General features: G+C 73.4%; 16 protein-coding genes and 1 pseudogene. 6 read left to right on the forward strand and 11 right to left on the reverse strand.

Features of this window, described 5'->3' with window-relative positions:
- Positions 1 to 16 precede the first annotated feature (16 nt).
- Positions 17 to 1,039 (forward strand): permease, encoded by a 1,023-nt coding sequence (locus ACFY30_RS16885; RefSeq protein WP_390845945.1) that lies wholly within the window; start codon positions 17 to 19, stop codon positions 1,037 to 1,039.
- Entirely contained in the window at positions 1,036 to 1,758 is a 723-nt protein-coding gene (locus tag ACFY30_RS16890) for a TIGR03943 family putative permease subunit (protein WP_390845946.1), read from the forward strand. The genes ACFY30_RS16885 and ACFY30_RS16890 overlap by 4 nt, the downstream gene beginning before the upstream one ends.
- A gap of 57 nt (positions 1,759 to 1,815) precedes the next feature.
- On the opposite strand, the gene ACFY30_RS16895 is transcribed toward ACFY30_RS16890, so the two are convergent.
- The 3 genes from ACFY30_RS16895 to ACFY30_RS16905 all read right to left on the reverse strand — a co-directional run bounded on the left by ACFY30_RS16895 (position 1,816) and on the right by ACFY30_RS16905 (position 3,239).
- A complete protein-coding gene (locus tag ACFY30_RS16895) occupies positions 1,816 to 2,157 on the reverse strand; it encodes a hypothetical protein (protein ID WP_390845947.1) in 342 nt (113 codons plus the stop codon).
- A complete protein-coding gene (locus ACFY30_RS16900; RefSeq protein ID WP_390845948.1) occupies positions 2,154 to 2,654 on the reverse strand; it encodes a DUF6232 family protein in 501 nt (166 codons plus the stop codon). The genes ACFY30_RS16895 and ACFY30_RS16900 overlap by 4 nt, the downstream gene beginning before the upstream one ends.
- Before the next feature lie 132 nt (positions 2,655 to 2,786).
- Entirely contained in the window at positions 2,787 to 3,239 is a 453-nt protein-coding gene (locus tag ACFY30_RS16905; protein WP_390845949.1) for a hypothetical protein, read from the reverse strand.
- A 188-nt stretch (positions 3,240 to 3,427) separates the two neighbouring features.
- Between ACFY30_RS16905 and ACFY30_RS16910 the strand changes: the two genes are divergently transcribed.
- The gene (locus ACFY30_RS16910; RefSeq protein WP_390845950.1) at positions 3,428 to 3,817 is read left to right on the forward strand and encodes a luciferase family protein; all 390 of its coding nucleotides are present in this window, start codon (positions 3,428 to 3,430) and stop codon (positions 3,815 to 3,817) included.
- An 84-nt stretch (positions 3,818 to 3,901) separates the two neighbouring features.
- Here ACFY30_RS16910 and ACFY30_RS16915 read toward each other — a convergent pair.
- The 3 genes and pseudogenes from ACFY30_RS16915 to ACFY30_RS16925 form a co-directional block, all read right to left on the reverse strand.
- Positions 3,902 to 4,240, reverse strand: a pseudogene (locus tag ACFY30_RS16915) (sugar ABC transporter permease); the annotation flags it as partial.
- Between the two features lie 315 nt (positions 4,241 to 4,555).
- Complete coding sequence (locus ACFY30_RS16920) at positions 4,556 to 5,614, reverse strand: PucR family transcriptional regulator (protein WP_390845951.1); 1,059 nt, start codon at positions 5,612 to 5,614, stop codon at positions 4,556 to 4,558.
- A gap of 373 nt (positions 5,615 to 5,987) precedes the next feature.
- Entirely contained in the window at positions 5,988 to 6,365 is a 378-nt protein-coding gene (locus tag ACFY30_RS16925) for an STAS domain-containing protein (RefSeq protein ID WP_390845952.1), read from the reverse strand.
- 258 nt (positions 6,366 to 6,623) lie between these two features.
- Between ACFY30_RS16925 and ACFY30_RS16930 the strand changes: the two genes are divergently transcribed.
- The 3 genes from ACFY30_RS16930 (at position 6,624) to ACFY30_RS16940 (ending at position 9,313) form a co-directional block, all read left to right on the forward strand.
- Positions 6,624 to 7,037: a PepSY domain-containing protein gene (locus ACFY30_RS16930; protein ID WP_390845953.1), complete on the forward strand. Its 414-nt coding sequence runs from the start codon at positions 6,624 to 6,626 to the stop codon at positions 7,035 to 7,037.
- 93 nt (positions 7,038 to 7,130) lie between these two features.
- The gene (locus ACFY30_RS16935) at positions 7,131 to 7,850 is read left to right on the forward strand and encodes a response regulator transcription factor (protein WP_390845954.1); all 720 of its coding nucleotides are present in this window, start codon (positions 7,131 to 7,133) and stop codon (positions 7,848 to 7,850) included.
- Positions 7,847 to 9,313, forward strand: a complete 1,467-nt coding sequence (locus ACFY30_RS16940; protein ID WP_390845955.1) for a sensor histidine kinase — start codon at positions 7,847 to 7,849, stop codon at positions 9,311 to 9,313. Before ACFY30_RS16935 ends, ACFY30_RS16940 begins: the two co-directional genes overlap by 4 nt.
- 19 nt (positions 9,314 to 9,332) lie before the next feature.
- Here ACFY30_RS16940 and ACFY30_RS16945 read toward each other — a convergent pair whose 3' ends face one another.
- The 5 genes from ACFY30_RS16945 to ACFY30_RS16965 all read right to left on the reverse strand — a co-directional run bounded on the left by ACFY30_RS16945 (position 9,333) and on the right by ACFY30_RS16965 (position 13,733).
- Positions 9,333 to 9,821, reverse strand: coding sequence for an inorganic diphosphatase (locus ACFY30_RS16945; protein WP_390845956.1), 489 nt, complete (start codon positions 9,819 to 9,821; stop codon positions 9,333 to 9,335).
- Between the two features lie 67 nt (positions 9,822 to 9,888).
- Positions 9,889 to 10,386, reverse strand: a complete 498-nt coding sequence (locus ACFY30_RS16950; protein WP_390845957.1) for a hypothetical protein — start codon at positions 10,384 to 10,386, stop codon at positions 9,889 to 9,891.
- A 194-nt stretch (positions 10,387 to 10,580) separates the two neighbouring features.
- The gene (locus ACFY30_RS16955; RefSeq protein ID WP_390845958.1) at positions 10,581 to 11,342 is read right to left on the reverse strand and encodes a ZIP family metal transporter; all 762 of its coding nucleotides are present in this window, start codon (positions 11,340 to 11,342) and stop codon (positions 10,581 to 10,583) included.
- Between the two features lie 242 nt (positions 11,343 to 11,584).
- A complete protein-coding gene (locus ACFY30_RS16960) occupies positions 11,585 to 12,682 on the reverse strand; it encodes a fatty acid desaturase family protein (protein WP_390845959.1) in 1,098 nt (365 codons plus the stop codon).
- Positions 12,683 to 12,935: 253 nt separating this feature from the next.
- Complete coding sequence (locus ACFY30_RS16965; protein ID WP_390845960.1) at positions 12,936 to 13,733, reverse strand: hypothetical protein; 798 nt, start codon at positions 13,731 to 13,733, stop codon at positions 12,936 to 12,938.
- Positions 13,734 to 13,820 lie beyond the last annotated feature (87 nt).

The following is a 13,820-nucleotide window of genomic DNA, read 5'->3' on the forward strand; positions in this document are numbered from 1 at the left end:
CGGAGGTGCCCGGCCCGTGGCCATCACCAGACCGGCCCCGCAGGACGGGGACACCGGCAGGGACACCGTTCCCGCGCCGCCCGACGAGCCAGGGCGGCTGACCTCCCCCCTCGCCCTGACCCTGCTGCTGCTCCTGCTGGTCCTGCTGCAGAGCCCCATCCGCCGCGCGCTGTCCGCCCCGGTGATGCAGAGCTGGACGACGGTGTTCGTGGCGGTCGTGATCCAGGCCCTGCCCTTCCTGGTGCTGGGCGTCCTGCTGTCGGCGGCGATCGCGGTCTACGTCCCGCCGTCCTTCTTCGCCCGCGCGCTGCCCTCCCGCCCCGCCCTCGCCGTCCCGGTCGCCGGGGTGGCGGGCGCGGTCCTGCCGGGTTGCGAGTGTGCCTCCGTGCCCGTCGCGGGGGCGCTGGTCCGCCGGGGCGTGACCCCCGCCGCGGCCCTCGCCTTCCTCCTCTCCGCGCCGGCCATCAACCCGATCGTGCTGACCGCGACGGCCGTCGCCTTCCCCCGGAACCCCGAGATGGTGCTGGCCCGTTTCGTCGCGAGCCTGCTGGTGGCGTGTGCGATGGGCTGGCTGTGGCAGCGGGTGGGCCGCACGGACTGGATGCGGCCGCCGGCACACGCGCATCACGAGGGGCGGACCAAGGGCGCCTCGTTCTGGGACTCGGTCCGCCACGACGTGATGCACGCGGGCGGCTTCCTGGTGGTGGGCGCGATGGCGGCGGCGACACTGAAGGCGGTCGCCCCGGAGAGCTGGCTGCGCACGGCGGCGGACAACCCGGTGGTGGCGGTGCTGGCGCTGGCCGTCCTCGCGGTCGTGCTGTCCATCTGCTCGGAGGCGGACGCGTTCGTGGCCGCGTCCCTCACCCAGTTCTCCCTGGCGGCCCGGCTCGCGTTCCTGGTGGTGGGCCCGATGATCGACCTCAAGCTCTTCGCGATGCAGGCGGGCACCTTCGGCCGCGCCTTCGCTCTCCGCTTCGCCCCCATGACCTTCGCCCTGGCCATCGCGTCGGCCGTACTGACAGGAGCGGTCCTGCTGTGAACCGACAGTCCCAGGCCGCCGTCCTCTTCCTCCTCGGCGCGGCCCTCCTCCACGCCGGCACCACCGACCTCTACCTCCGCTACGTCAAGGCGGGCCTGCGTCCCCTGCTGCTGGCGTCCGGCGCGGTCCTGATCGTCGCCGCGCTGGCCACGGCGTGGTACGAGCGCCGCCGGAACAAGGGCGACGGGACGGACGGCCCGGGTCACCCGCACCCCGAACCCCGGATCTCCTGGCTCCTCGTCCTGCCGCTGCTCGCCCTGATCCTGGTCGCCCCGCCGGCCCTGGGCTCCTACAGCGCGACCCGCACCGGCACGGCCCTGCAGGAACCCCTCGCCTACCCGGCCCTGCCGGACACCGACCCCCTGCGCCTCGGCATCGTGGACTACGCGGGCCGCGCGGTCTACGACCACGGCCGCGGCCTCACCGGGCGCCGCGTCCAGCTCACCGGCTTCGTCGCCCTGGAGCACGACGGCACCCCCTACCTGGTCCGCATGGCGCTCAACTGCTGCGCCGCCGACGCCCAGCCGGTCAAGGTCGCCCTGACCGGCGACATCCCGCCGGTCCTGCAGCCCGACACCTGGCTGACCGTCACCGGAACCTATGTCCCCCGCCAGTCCCGCGACCCCGTCAACGACGGTCCCATCCCCTTCCTCGAGGTCACGACCGCGAAGCCGGCGGCCGAGCCCCGGGACCCGTACGACGAGTCGTACAACAACTGACGTTCCCTGCTTCACCCGTGTCCCGTCAGACGCTGCGCGAGGATCCCGTCCGGCGCGTCACGAGGTGCCCATCAGGGCCATGACGGCCGTGACGACCGGGGTTCCCACGGCGCCGAGGACGGCGGCGATTCCGGCGATCCTCTCCAGTACGTTGCGCAGACCCTCGCCGGAGGGGTGCGAGGCGATGTCCCTTACGGCCGCGTCCACTTCCGCCCGGCGGCCGTCGTCCAGGTGCTGCCGCAGCGCCCGGACCTCGCGCAGAAGTGTCTCCAGGGCCGCCGCCCGCCCGTCCGTGCCGCCGCCCGTGTGCTTGCCGCCGGCCACGATGTCCCCGGAACCGCTGTGGACGACTTTGCCGAAGTTGCCGGAGCCGTACTGCTGGATGTGGTCGCCGCTCATCGCGAGCCCACGATGTTGCCGGAACCGCTGTGCTGGTTCTTGCCGGTGTTGTGGTCGCCGTACTGGTTGACGATGTCGCCGTTGACGGCGTGCTGCACGTTGTAGGTGATCTGCGCGATGTCCGGGTGGCCGATCGCCTTGGTGATCTCGCCCACCAGGTACATGATCTCGCTCTCCTCCGTGGACCACACGGCGTCGTGCTGGGTGCCGGAGGTGTTGAGGACCAGGCCGTACAGGGTCGGCTTGGCGAGGGTCTTCACGAGCTGCCAGACCAGCAGGCCGTGCACCGCGAGCCAGACGAGAACGGCGAAGGTTCCCGCGACGGACGCGATGAACCCGCCGAGGAAGAGGCAGACGAGCGTGCGCTGGATGAACCTCTTCCAGACCGCGCCTCTGTCGATCTCCAGCACGCGCTGTCCTACGTGGGCGATGTTGCGCAGTGGATAGGCCTCGGCCTCCACCCACAACACGCCCTCGTTGACCCTTACCTGCACCACGTCGGCCTCCTTTGTTCGGTGATGGCCGCGACGGGATGGACAGTAGGGGTGGGAGCAGCCGCCCTTCGGCATTTGCCGGTTATTCACGCAAACTGATTCATATGGACAATCCGTGGGGCGCGGATGACAGAGTCAGGAGGCCGAGGGGGACGCGCCGTAGGGGGATTCCTCGATGGTGCCGCCGAGTTCGGCCCGGGCCTTGTCCATCGCCGTGCGCGGGTCGGCCGAGAGCACCCAGCGGTTGCCGACCAGATAGACACCGCCGTACATCTGCGCCGTGTCGAGCCAGTCGCGCTGGCCCTCGGCGGTGTCGAAGGTCAGCAGCACGTAGTCGGCGTCCGCCGACGCGCACACGCCCTGCCGGAAGTCGAGGGTCTTGCCGGCCTCCTTCGGCGCCGTCTCGCAGCCGACGGCCTTTCCCAGCGCCTCCAGGGTCATGGGGCGCGCGCTCGGCACCGCGCTCTTCGACGCGGCGGCCCGCTTCTCGTCCCCGCCGCCGGAGCCCGCGCCGCATCCGGCGAGCAACAGCGCCGCGGCGACCGCGCACACCGCAACACCGAGAGGACGACGGACGGGACGGGACATCGGGACTCCGTACGCGGGTGGGGGACCGGTCCCCCTGGAGTACGGGAGGCGGCTTGCGGGTGTTCAGCCGTGTCCCCGCCGGCCGGGGCCGCGCGCCCTCGCCCCGGGCATCGCCGGACGGCGCTACGGCCCGGTTACGTCTGCCTCAAACTCTGGTGGCCGTGCGGTGAGCACCCCATGATGGGGCTATGACGACGGCCTGGCATGCCCTGGCACAGCTGGTGAGTTGGCCCGATCTCACGGAGACCGGGTCCAGTTGCGGCACCGGCCGGGCACTGCGTTCGGCGGGCGCCGAGCTCGCGCACTTCCACTCCGACCGGCGGGTCGACCTGCACCTCACGGCCCCTGCCATCCGCCGGTACGAGCGGGACCTGCGGCGTTCGACCGCGATCCGGCTGGTGCCCGGCTCGCACTGGGTGACCGTACGGCTGGAGTGCGAGGCGGACGTCAGCCTGCTGATGACCTTGATGAGCGCCGCCCTGCGGGCCCACCAGGAAGGGCCGGACACACCCGACGCCCCGGCCGCGCGCTGCAACGACCGGCTCGAGGCGGCGCTGGCACAGCGCGAGTACCTGTAAGGCGATCCGCAGGCAGGGCAGGCAGGGCAGGCAGGCCAGGCACGGCGGGGCAGGGCCGGGCCGGGAGGGTCGTCCGGGCTCGGCTCAGGTCCGTCCGCGCACGGCCGCCGTGCGCCGCGTCAGGGAGTCGAGGACCACCGCGGTGTACAGCACCCCACCGGTGATCATGAACTGCACGGGCGATCCGACCCCCAGCAGCGCCATGCCCGAGGCGATCGACTGGATGATGAGCACGCCCAGCAGCGCCGACCAGGTCGAGCCGCGCCCGCCGAAGAGGCTGGTGCCGCCGATGACGGCGGCGGCGACGGCGTTGATCAGCAGCATGCCGGAGCCCGGGACCTGGCTCGCCGAGGTGAGCCGCGACGCGACGAACAGGCCGCCGACCGCCGCCAGGGTCCCCGACACCGTGAACACCGCGATCCGTTCGGCGCCGCCGCCGTCACCTACGGGCTGGCGGCGCCCGTCACGGCGCGAGGGTGATCCCGCCATCCCCGCCGCCGCCACCGCCCCCGGCGCAGCCCCCGGCCAGGCTCAGGGCGGCGGCGACCGCGACGGCCACGGACACGCGGGCGAGGGACCCGCGCCGCACGGCCGAAAGCCTGACACCGAGACCCATCGTCGGTTCCTCAGAGATCGGTCCCTCAGGAATATGTTCGGTAATGACCTTTATGGGAGTTTAGTACCCAGCTCAAGGATGTCGCCGAAGCACCCCGGCGCTTCGGTGCTCGGCCCGACGGGTCAGACGTCCCTGGCCGGCCAGTCCAGCAGCCGGGCCCCGATGACCGCGGTCTGCAGCTTGTAGCGGTGGGCGGGATCGGCGGGATCGGCGCCGGTGAGCTTGTGGATGCGCTCCAGGCGGTACGTCAGGGCGCGCACGCTCAGGGACAGGCGCCGGGCGGTCTCGGCGGCGACGCAGCCGCAGTCGAAGTACGCGGTGAGGGTGTCCAGGAGCGGCTCGGCGCCGCCGCGTGCGGTGGTGAGCGGGCCGAGGGTGCCGAGGACGAGGTCGGCCATGGCCTGGCGGTCGCGGGTCAGGACGGGGTAGACGAGCAGGTCGACGGCGCGCAGCACCGGGTCGTCCAGACCGAGGCGCTCGGCCAGTTCGAGGGCGTTGAGGGCCTCCTCGTACGACTGGACGACCCCGCCGGGCCCGGGCTGAGGGCGCCCGATCGCCACCCTGCCGCCTTCGGTGGCGGCGTGGGCCTGCTGGGCGAAGCAGGGCAGGATCTCCTCCTCGGAGCCGGGGGCGATGCACAGCAGCCGGCCGTCCTTGGTGGTGAGCAGCACGTTGCGATGGCCGAACCGGGCCAGCAGGGCCTGCTCCACCCGCCGGGGGACCGGTGCGCCCTCCTCGTAGGCGGCCGGGCCCTCGGCGACGGCCACCGCGTGGGCGTGGGAGAGGCGCAGACCGAAGCGCTCGGCGCGTTCGGCGAGGCGGCCCAGGTCGCTGCGCCCGTACAGGAGGTCGTCGATGAACTCCCGCCGCGCCGCCTCCTCCTGGCGCACGGCGAGGCGCTGGGCCCGTTCGTAGCCCTCAGCGAACGCGTCTATCGCCTGGTGCGCGGCGGCCAGCGTGCTCTCGGACGCGGTCAGGACCTGCGGCCAGGTCGCGCGGGTGGCGGACAGATGGGCGCTGACGAGGGCGCGCAGTCCGTGACCTGCCTCCGCGGCCTGTTCGCCGAGCACGCGCCGGGCCTCGAGCTCTTCCCGGGTGAGGCGGCGGCCGGTGGCCGAGACCTCCTCCAGGATGCGGGTGTAGCCGTCCAGATACCGCTCCGGAATCCCCCGGTCCGTCACGTCGCCCCCCCCGCATCCTGACGCGCCGTCGACACCGCCTCGGCGGCCCACCGGCATCCAGACCCTAGTGAACACTGCCGGAGATCGGCAATGCGCGGGCGTGCGCCGGTCGCCCATCATGGCCCGAGGGGAGCACTGCGGAGGGTTCCGGTGCCGGACTCCGGCAACAGCACGGCAGGAGTACGGCACCAGGACCCGGACGCCGCAGTACGGCACCGGGACCCGGACGCCGTGGTACGGCACCGGGACCCGGACGCCGTGGTACGGCGATCGACGCGGCCGGACCCTCCCGACCGTTACACCGGGCGCGGGGAACTCCGCCACCGCGTCATCGAGTTGATCGGGGCCGCCCCGGTGAACGGGGGGTGCCGGCTCAGGACGCGGCCGCGTCCGCGACGGTGTCCCGCACGTCCAGGACGGTGTCGGCTCCGGTGACCTCCAGGACGCGTCTGAGCTGGGGTGCGGGAGCGGCCACGCGCAGGGTCGTGACCTGGTGGACGCGCAGCAACAGGTTCAGCAGCGTGGAGTCCGCGAAGGTGATCCCGGCGGCGTCCAGCACCACGCGGGGGTGCTCCTCGGCGGCTGCCCGCAGGGCGTCGGCGAGCGGGCCCAGGGAATGCATGTCGTAGGCGCCTCGCGCCTCGACCACCCAGGCCGCGCCCCGAGCGTACTGCGTCACACCCGCCGGCTCCTGCTCGTGCCCGTTGAGCCGGGCGGACGGCTCGGGCCCGTTCCTGTCGACCGGACTCATGTCCGGGAGTATGCCCCGACGGGGCGTCCGAGGTGCAGTACGCCTCAGCTCTGGAGAAAGCCTTTACGCCGAGTCAGGGGCGAGCGGCGCAGACGCCGTCCACGGCGCGAGCGGCGAAAGATTGGCCGCTTGCTGGTCTGCCGCTGTCGTTTCTCTGGCCTTGCTCTGTACCGCGTGTCCCTAGGGTCGTCGACATCCCCCGGAGGACCGGCGGCGAACCGCCCCGGCCCCCGCTCCCCGAAGCTCTGGAGACGTCTGATGCGTGCACTGCCCCGTCGTGCCCTGGCCGCCGCCGCTCCCGCCGCCGTCCTGATGTTCGCCCTGGTCGCCTGTGGCGGCGGTGCCGACTCCGACTCCGGCGGCTCGGCGGCCGCGGACAGCCGGCAGTCGGCGCGGAGCGCGGGCGGCGCTCAGGCCGAGGGCGAGGCCGCAGAGGAGGCCGGTGAGAAGACGGAACCGCCGCTGACCGGCGAGGTCAAGGAGAAGGCCGAGGCGGCGGCGCTCGCCGCGTACCCCGGGACGGTCGTGAAGTCCGAGGAGGACGTGGAGAAGCCCGGCATGTACGCGGTGGAGATCAAGAAGGCCGACGGCTCGACCGTCGAGGTCTACCTCGACACGTCGTACAAGGTCACCGACACGAAGGAGGAGGGCACGGAGGAGGACGAGGGCTGACCCCACAGGACGGCGAAGGCGCCCCCGGCCAGGTCCCCGCGAGTTCCCGTGAACAGTTCAAGCGCCCCCGCTCAGCTGTGCGAGCCTGTCGCCATGCGGCTGCTCCTGATCGAAGACGACGACCGGATCGCGGGACCCCTCACGGAGGGGCTGGGCCGTTACGGCTTCACCGTGGACCGGGTGCGCACCGGCGCCGCCGGACTCGCCGGCGACGGCTCCGCCGACCTGGTCCTGCTGGACCTCGGGCTGCCGGACATGGACGGCCTCGACGTGTGCCGCAGCCTGCGCGCCCGCTCGCCCGTCCCGATCATCATGATCACCGCGCGGGGCGAGGAGGCCGACCGGGTGGCGGGCCTGGAACTCGGAGCGGACGACTACCTGGCGAAGCCGTTCGGCGTACGGGAGTTGGTGGCCCGCATCCGCGCGGTCACCCGCCGGACCGGCGCCCTCCCGACGGTGCCACCGGCCCAGGCCACCGCTCCGCCCACGGCGGCCGCCCCCCAGCGGCTGGGCTCGCTGGAGGTCGACCGCCGGACCCGGCAGGTCCGGGTCGAGGGCGGGGAGATCGCCCTGACCCCCAGGGAGTTCGACCTGCTCGCCTACCTCGCCCAGGACCCGGGGGCGGTGCACTCCCGGCAGCAGATCATGGACGCGGTGTGGGACCCGCACTTCTTCGGCCCCACCAAAACCCTCGACGCCCATGTCGCCTCCCTGCGCCGCAAGCTCGGCGACGCGGGCTGGATCACCACGGCGCGCGGCGTCGGCTTCCGCCTCACCGTGCCGGGGGCTCCGCCACCGGGGGCCAGCGCATGACCCGTCGTCTGCTGCTCAGTTACCTCGGCCTGGCCCTGCTCGTGCTGGCCGGGCTGGAGATCCCGCTGGGCTGGATCTACGCCCGCGGGGAGACCGCCCGCTTCTCGCAGAGCGCCGAGCGGGACGCGTCGATGCTGGCCGAGCTGGCCGAGGAGGACATCGAGGAGGGCAAGACGTCCGAACTGCCCGCTCTGGTCGGCGAGTACGCCGCCGAGTCGGGGAGCCGCGTGATCGTGGTCGACCGCACCGGCATCGTCCTCGCGGACTCCGCGGACTCCGCGGACTCCGCGGACTCCGCGGACTCCGCAGGTGCCGGTGGCGCCGCGGCCCACCGCCCCGGAACCGACCTCTCCCGCGAGCCGGACATCGCCGCCGCCCTGCGCAACCGGACCACCGTCACCACCCGCACCGACGCCGACGGCGGCGAGGTGCTCTCCGCCACCCTGCCCGGCTCCTCCGGCACCACTGTGCGAGGCGCGCTGCGGCTGACGTACCCGATGACCGTGGTCACCGACCGGGTGCACCGCATCTGGCTCGCCCTCGCGCTGGCCGGCGCCTGTGTCCTGGCCGTGGTGGCCCTGGTCGCCTTCACGCTCGCCCGCTGGATCACCCGCCCCCTGCGCACCCTGGAACGGGCCACCGCGCAGCTCGCCGACGGCCACCTCGCCCACCCGCCCGACGCCACCACCGGCCCGCCCGAACTCCGCCGTCTGGCAAGCTCGTTCACCCGGACCGCCACCCGGCTGCAGCATCTGCTCAAGGCCCAGCACGCCTTCGCCTCCGAGGCCTCCCACCAGCTCAAGACCCCACTGACCGCGCTGCGGCTGCGCCTCGAGAACTTCGAGCCGTACCTCGACCCGCGCGCCCATGCCAGCCTGGACGAGACCATCGACGAGGTCGAACGTCTCGGCCGCATGGTCCAGGGGCTGCTCGCCCTCGCCCGGCTGGAGAACACGGCGACCACCGCCGAGCCGGTCGACCTGGACGCCGTACTCGCCGAGCGGGTCACCATGTGGGAGCCGCTCGCCGCCGAGCAGTACGTCGCGCTCGCGGTCACCGGATCACCCCCCGGCCCGGTGTGGGCGATTCCCGGAGCCCTCGAACAGATCATCGACAACCTCGTCGCCAACGCCCTGCGGGTCTCCCCGCCCGGCTCCACCCTCACCCTGCACCGGACTCCCGGCGCCGAGCTCCACGTGATCGACCAGGGCCCGGGCATGACCGAGACCGACTGCGCGCGTGCCTTCGACCGCTTCTGGCGCGCCTCGGACTCCCTCCACGACGGCACCGGCCTCGGCCTGCCCATCGTCCGCCACCTGGTGCACGCGTCCGGCGGCGACGTCACCCTGCGGCCGGCTCCCGGCACCGGCCTGGACGCGGCCGTCCGCCTGCGCCCGGTCGACGCGGGGCGCGCACCGGGCGCGAAGGGGGCACTCCGCGCCGCGCGGGCGCCCGCGCGGTGAGGCGTCACGCGGTGAGGCGTCAGCGGGGGCCTTCCACGGCGCGTCGGCGGGAGGCCTCGATCTCCGCGTACGCCTGCTCGCGGCCCTCCCAGTGGGAGCCCTCGACCGATTTGCCCGGCTCCAGATCCTTGTAGACCTCGAAGAAGTGGGTGATCTCCAGCCGGTCGAAGGAGGGGATGTCCCCGATGTCCTGCGCGGTCGCCCAGCGCGGGTCGTGGGCGGGCACGCAGAGGATCTTCTCGTCCGGGCCGTGCTCGTCCTTCATCACGAACATGCCGACGGCCCGGCATTCGATGATGCAGCCGGGAAAGGTCGGCTCGCCGGTCAGGACGAGGGCGTCCAGGGGGTCGCCGTCGCCGCCGAGCGTGTGGTCGATGTAGCCGTAGTCGGCCGGGTACTTGGTCGAGGTGAACAGCAGCCGGTCCAGCCGGATGCGGTGCAGTTCGTGGTCCATCTCGTACTTGTTGCGGGATCCCTGGGGGATCTCCACGATCACGTCGAACTCCATGACGCCTTCCTCGCCTCCTCGCCGCGCCGGCCGCCGCACCCGAACCGCCGGCCCGGCTCCGCCGCCGTCACGGCGTCTCCTCCCGCGCTCCCAGTTCCTCGCGCAGGCGCCGCAGTTCGTCCGCCGGCCGCCCCAGACCGTTCAGCTGCAGCCGGGCCGCCTCCGTGCGGGCGTCGGGGTGCACGGTGAAGGCCAGGTCCGCCGCCTGGCGCACCATCCACTGGGCGTAGGACAACAAACGCTCGGCGTACGCCCGGGCCCGCACGAGGTCGGGTTCGGTGAGCCGTGTCTCCCGCAGCCGGGCCCGCAGCCGCAGGAGGGCCGAGCTGACGTCGCCGCAGTCCCGGGCGGCCCGTCCGGAGACGGGGCCGGGCTCCCCGCACGCGGCCACCGCCGCGTCGGCTGGCCGCTGGGCGGCCACCGCCTCGTCCAGCACCGCGAGCAGCGCCCGCAGCTGCGCCGGGCGCGACGGACAGGGCGGAGCGGGCCGGGCCCGACGGCGGGCGAGCAGCGGCACGATCTGCCGCCGCCGGACGGCGCCTTCACCGGGCGAGGACACGGGCATGGTTCCTCCTGGCCGGCACGGCTGGACCGGGGTCTGGCCGGCACGGCTGGGCCGGGGACCGTCGGCGGAGGCGTCCGCGGTAGCGGCGAGACCCGCCACCGGCGCGCCCTGAACGGCAGTGTGCCCTTCCAGTGTGCGCCTCCCGCGCTTCCGGGGCGGCTTCCCGCGGCCTCGCACCCCGCCCCCGGTCTCGATCAGCTGTGGGAGAGGGCGAAGGAGACCAGGAATCCGCTGACGGTGATCAGTCCCATGGCCAGGTGCGTGTCCTCGAACGCCTCGGGGATCATCGTGTCGGCGATCATGGCGAGGATCGCCCCGGCCGCGACCGCGGTCACTCCGGCGATCACGGCGGGGGAGAAGGCGCCCACCACCGTGTAACCGAGGACGGCCGACACCGTGCTCGCGGCGGCGATGGCGCCCCAGACGCCGAAGACGTACGCGGCGCCGCGGTGCGCCTTCTTCATCCCGGCCGAACTGGACAGCCCCTCAGGGACGTTGCTGATGAACACCGCCGCCACGGTCACCAGGCTGACCGTGCCGCCGTCGAGGAGACTCACCCCGATGACGGCGGACTCCGGCACGCCGTCGAGCAGGGCGCCCAGCGCGAGCGCCGTCCCGGACCCGCTCTGCTCGCCCTCCGACGGCTGCGCCCTCTCCCGGTGGTGACCGGAGCGCTTGCGATGGCGGGCGCCCCGGCGGGCCAGCCACATGTTGCCCACGGTGTAGGCGAGCGCACCGCCGAGGGTTCCGACGGCCGCCGGACCGAGGCCCGCCTGGTCGTACGCCTCTCCCAGCAGCTCGTAGGAGACCGCGGACAGCAGCACCCCGGCACCGAAGGCCATCACGGTCGCGATCACCTTCTGGGGCACCCGCAGCCCGTATCCCAGCGCGGCCCCGATCAGCAGCGCCGACCCGGCGAGCAGTCCCCACAGCGCAGCCTGCACCACTTCACTCATGACGACCCTTCTACCCGCACCTGGTCGTCGTCCACTGCGGCGGCCCGGTCAGGCGTGTGCCCGCCGGGGTGCGCCCGGGCGGACCCCGGCGCGCGCCGGGGCAGACGGGGGAGACGCGGCGGGCGAACGGCTGGGCGGCACCCGTATGGCCACGTCGACGACACCGAGGACGATGCCGGCCTTCACCGCTCCGGCGCCGTTCCGGCGCCGTTCCGACGGCCGCCCGGCGCGCCGACGGAGCGTCAGGTGCGTACCGGGCCGGGTGCCGGGTCCTCGCCGGAGGCCACGTCCGGTCCCTGGGCGGCGACGCGGGCCTGCCTGAGGGGAGCCCCGGCCCGGTGGAGGCTGGCGAGGGCCTGCCGGTAGGAGCTGATCAGCCCGCTCTCCGCGTAGTCCAGACCCAGTTCCTCGCAGTGGCGCCGGACGATGGTCCGTGCCCTGCGCAGGTTGGGGCTGGGCATGCTGGGGAACAGGTGATGCTCGATCTGGTGGTTCAGCCCGCCCAGCGCGATGTCGGTGAACCGGCCGCCGCGCACATTGCGTGAGGTGAGCACCTGGCGGCGGAGGAAGTCCGGGCGGTCCTCGCCGGTCAGGATCGGCATGCCTTTGTGGTTGGGGGCGAAGAGGGAGCCGAGGTAGACGCCGAACAGGCCCTGGTGGACGGCGATGAAGGCGACCGCCATACCGGGCGGCAGCAGCCAGAGCACGGCGGCCAGGTAGACCGCGAAGTGCGCGAACAGCAGGGTGCCGTCGAGCGCGCGGTGCTTGAGCGAGCGGTTGGCCAGCGCCCTCACGCTCGACACGTGCAGGTTGAAGCCCTCCAGCGTGAGGAGCGGGAAGAACAGGAACGCCTGCCGGGGGCCGAGCAGGCGGGCGAGGCCCTTGGCGGCCCGGGCCTGGTCCTGGGACCAGACCAGCAGGTCGGGGTCGAGGTCGGGGTCGAGTCCCGCGTGGTTGGGGTTGGCGTGGTGGCGGGTGTGTTTGTCCTGCCACCAGCCGTAGCCCATGCCGATACCGGCACCGGCGATCCGTCCGGACACCTCGCTGGCCCGGCGCCGGCGGAACACCTGGCGGTGGGCCGCGTCATGGGCGAGCAGCGCGACCTGGCCGAAGACGACGGCCAGGAAGACGGCGACGGCCAGCGCCCACCAGCTGTCGCCGATGAGCGCGACGGCGGCCCATCCGCAGCCGTAGAGCCCGACCACCACGGTGATCCGCACTGCGTAGTATCCGGGACGACGCTCCATCAGGCCGGCATCGGCGATCTTTCTCGACAGCCGGGCGAAGTCGCTGCCGGATGTCCGCGAGGGCGGTGGGCGGACCGTGGTTTCTCTGGTCATGACGATGGAACTCTCTCCGAAGGGCGGATGGCTCGGCGCCGCCGGGGGTCCGCCGAGGCCGGGCCGCGGTGGGCGTGCGCTGCCGCCCCTGCGAGATGCGCAGTGCGCGACCGCGGAGCAAGGGCGACGTCCGCATCGTCGGCCGGCGGCAGCGCAGGCCCTTCATCTGCAGGCGAGTTCCCCGTACGGCAGGTCTCACACGGCGACAGGGCAGGGCCGGTGGACCGTCCGCGCGACGGGGACGGGGCCGGGCTCAGCTCGCCGGGCTGCCGGTGACGGGCGGCCGGTCCGTGGTCTCGGTGATGAGGACGGCGGCGGTGACCGGGCCCGGGGCGCCGGCGGTGGCCGCGGCGGCCACGGCGGCCCGGACGGCGCGGGCGACGTCGAGGGGACGGTGTCCGGGGGCGACTGCGAGCTGCACCTCGATGTGCCGGCCGGGCGGGTCGTCGTGGTCCTCCACCTTGACCGGGCGGCTCCCCAGCACGGCGGTGAGGCGGGCGACCCCCGGAACACCCGCCGCGACGGGCGCCAACTCCCCGGCGAGCCCCTGCGGGGATCCCGTGCCGGTCGCCGGGGGTGAGCTGCGCGCGGCTTCGGCTTCGGCATCGGCCGTGGGCCTCAGGCCCCTCGCCGCGCTCCGCGACGCCCCGCCGGTCTCCGGGCCCTGATGGAGATCCGTGACGCGCAGGTCGGCTGCCACGGCGGTCAGGCCGAGCCCTTCGGCGGCGTCGAGCAGAGCGTGCCTCACCTCGAGGGCGGTCTCGGGCAGCGGCTGCCCGAAGGATGCCGTGAAGGCGGCGTCGATCCTGAGCGGGCCGGGCGGCAGCGCGCTGGCCGGCGGACGGACGGCAGGCTCGGACACCGGCTCGAGCGGGGCCGCCCCGACGCGCAGGGACTCCATCCGGACACCGGGAATCCCTGCGACTACGCGCCCGAGAACCCGGACGGCCGCTTCCTCGGTGATCCATGTCCCGTCGTCGGGGCCACCGAGCGGGAGAAGCCGGCCCAGGTCGAGCTGGTGCCGTACTGCCTGCGTCAACGCATCGGTCACCGGCCGCCCACCTTTCCCATATCGGACAAAATGGCTAAAACAAATATAGTATTAATTAATGGTGCATGGTGGGCTTCTTGAGGGAGG

The sequence above is a fragment of the Streptomyces sp. NPDC000345 genome, assembly GCF_042898825.1.
Lineage (GTDB): Bacteria > Actinomycetota > Actinomycetes > Streptomycetales > Streptomycetaceae > Streptomyces.

Bases quoted from the DNA above. Each gene is read 5' to 3' on its own strand.
- ACFY30_RS16895 (WP_390845947.1), bottom strand. From the start codon at position 2,157: ATGAGCGGCGACCACATCCAGCAGTACGGCTCCGGCAACTTCGGCAAA.
- ACFY30_RS16905 (WP_390845949.1), bottom strand. From the start codon at position 3,239: ATGTCCCGTCCCGTCCGTCGTCCTCTCGGTGTTGCGGTGTGCGCGGTC.
- ACFY30_RS16910 (WP_390845950.1), top strand. From the start codon at position 3,428: ATGACGACGGCCTGGCATGCCCTGGCACAGCTGGTGAGTTGGCCCGAT.
- ACFY30_RS16925 (WP_390845952.1), bottom strand. From the start codon at position 6,365: ATGAGTCCGGTCGACAGGAACGGGCCCGAGCCGTCCGCCCGGCTCAAC.
- ACFY30_RS16930 (WP_390845953.1), top strand. From the start codon at position 6,624: ATGCGTGCACTGCCCCGTCGTGCCCTGGCCGCCGCCGCTCCCGCCGCC.
- ACFY30_RS16935 (WP_390845954.1), top strand. From the start codon at position 7,131: ATGCGGCTGCTCCTGATCGAAGACGACGACCGGATCGCGGGACCCCTC.
- ACFY30_RS16940 (WP_390845955.1), top strand. From the start codon at position 7,847: ATGACCCGTCGTCTGCTGCTCAGTTACCTCGGCCTGGCCCTGCTCGTG.
- ACFY30_RS16945 (WP_390845956.1), bottom strand. From the start codon at position 9,821: ATGGAGTTCGACGTGATCGTGGAGATCCCCCAGGGATCCCGCAACAAG.
- ACFY30_RS16950 (WP_390845957.1), bottom strand. From the start codon at position 10,386: ATGCCCGTGTCCTCGCCCGGTGAAGGCGCCGTCCGGCGGCGGCAGATC.
- ACFY30_RS16955 (WP_390845958.1), bottom strand. From the start codon at position 11,342: ATGAGTGAAGTGGTGCAGGCTGCGCTGTGGGGACTGCTCGCCGGGTCG.
- ACFY30_RS16960 (WP_390845959.1), bottom strand. From the start codon at position 12,682: ATGACCAGAGAAACCACGGTCCGCCCACCGCCCTCGCGGACATCCGGC.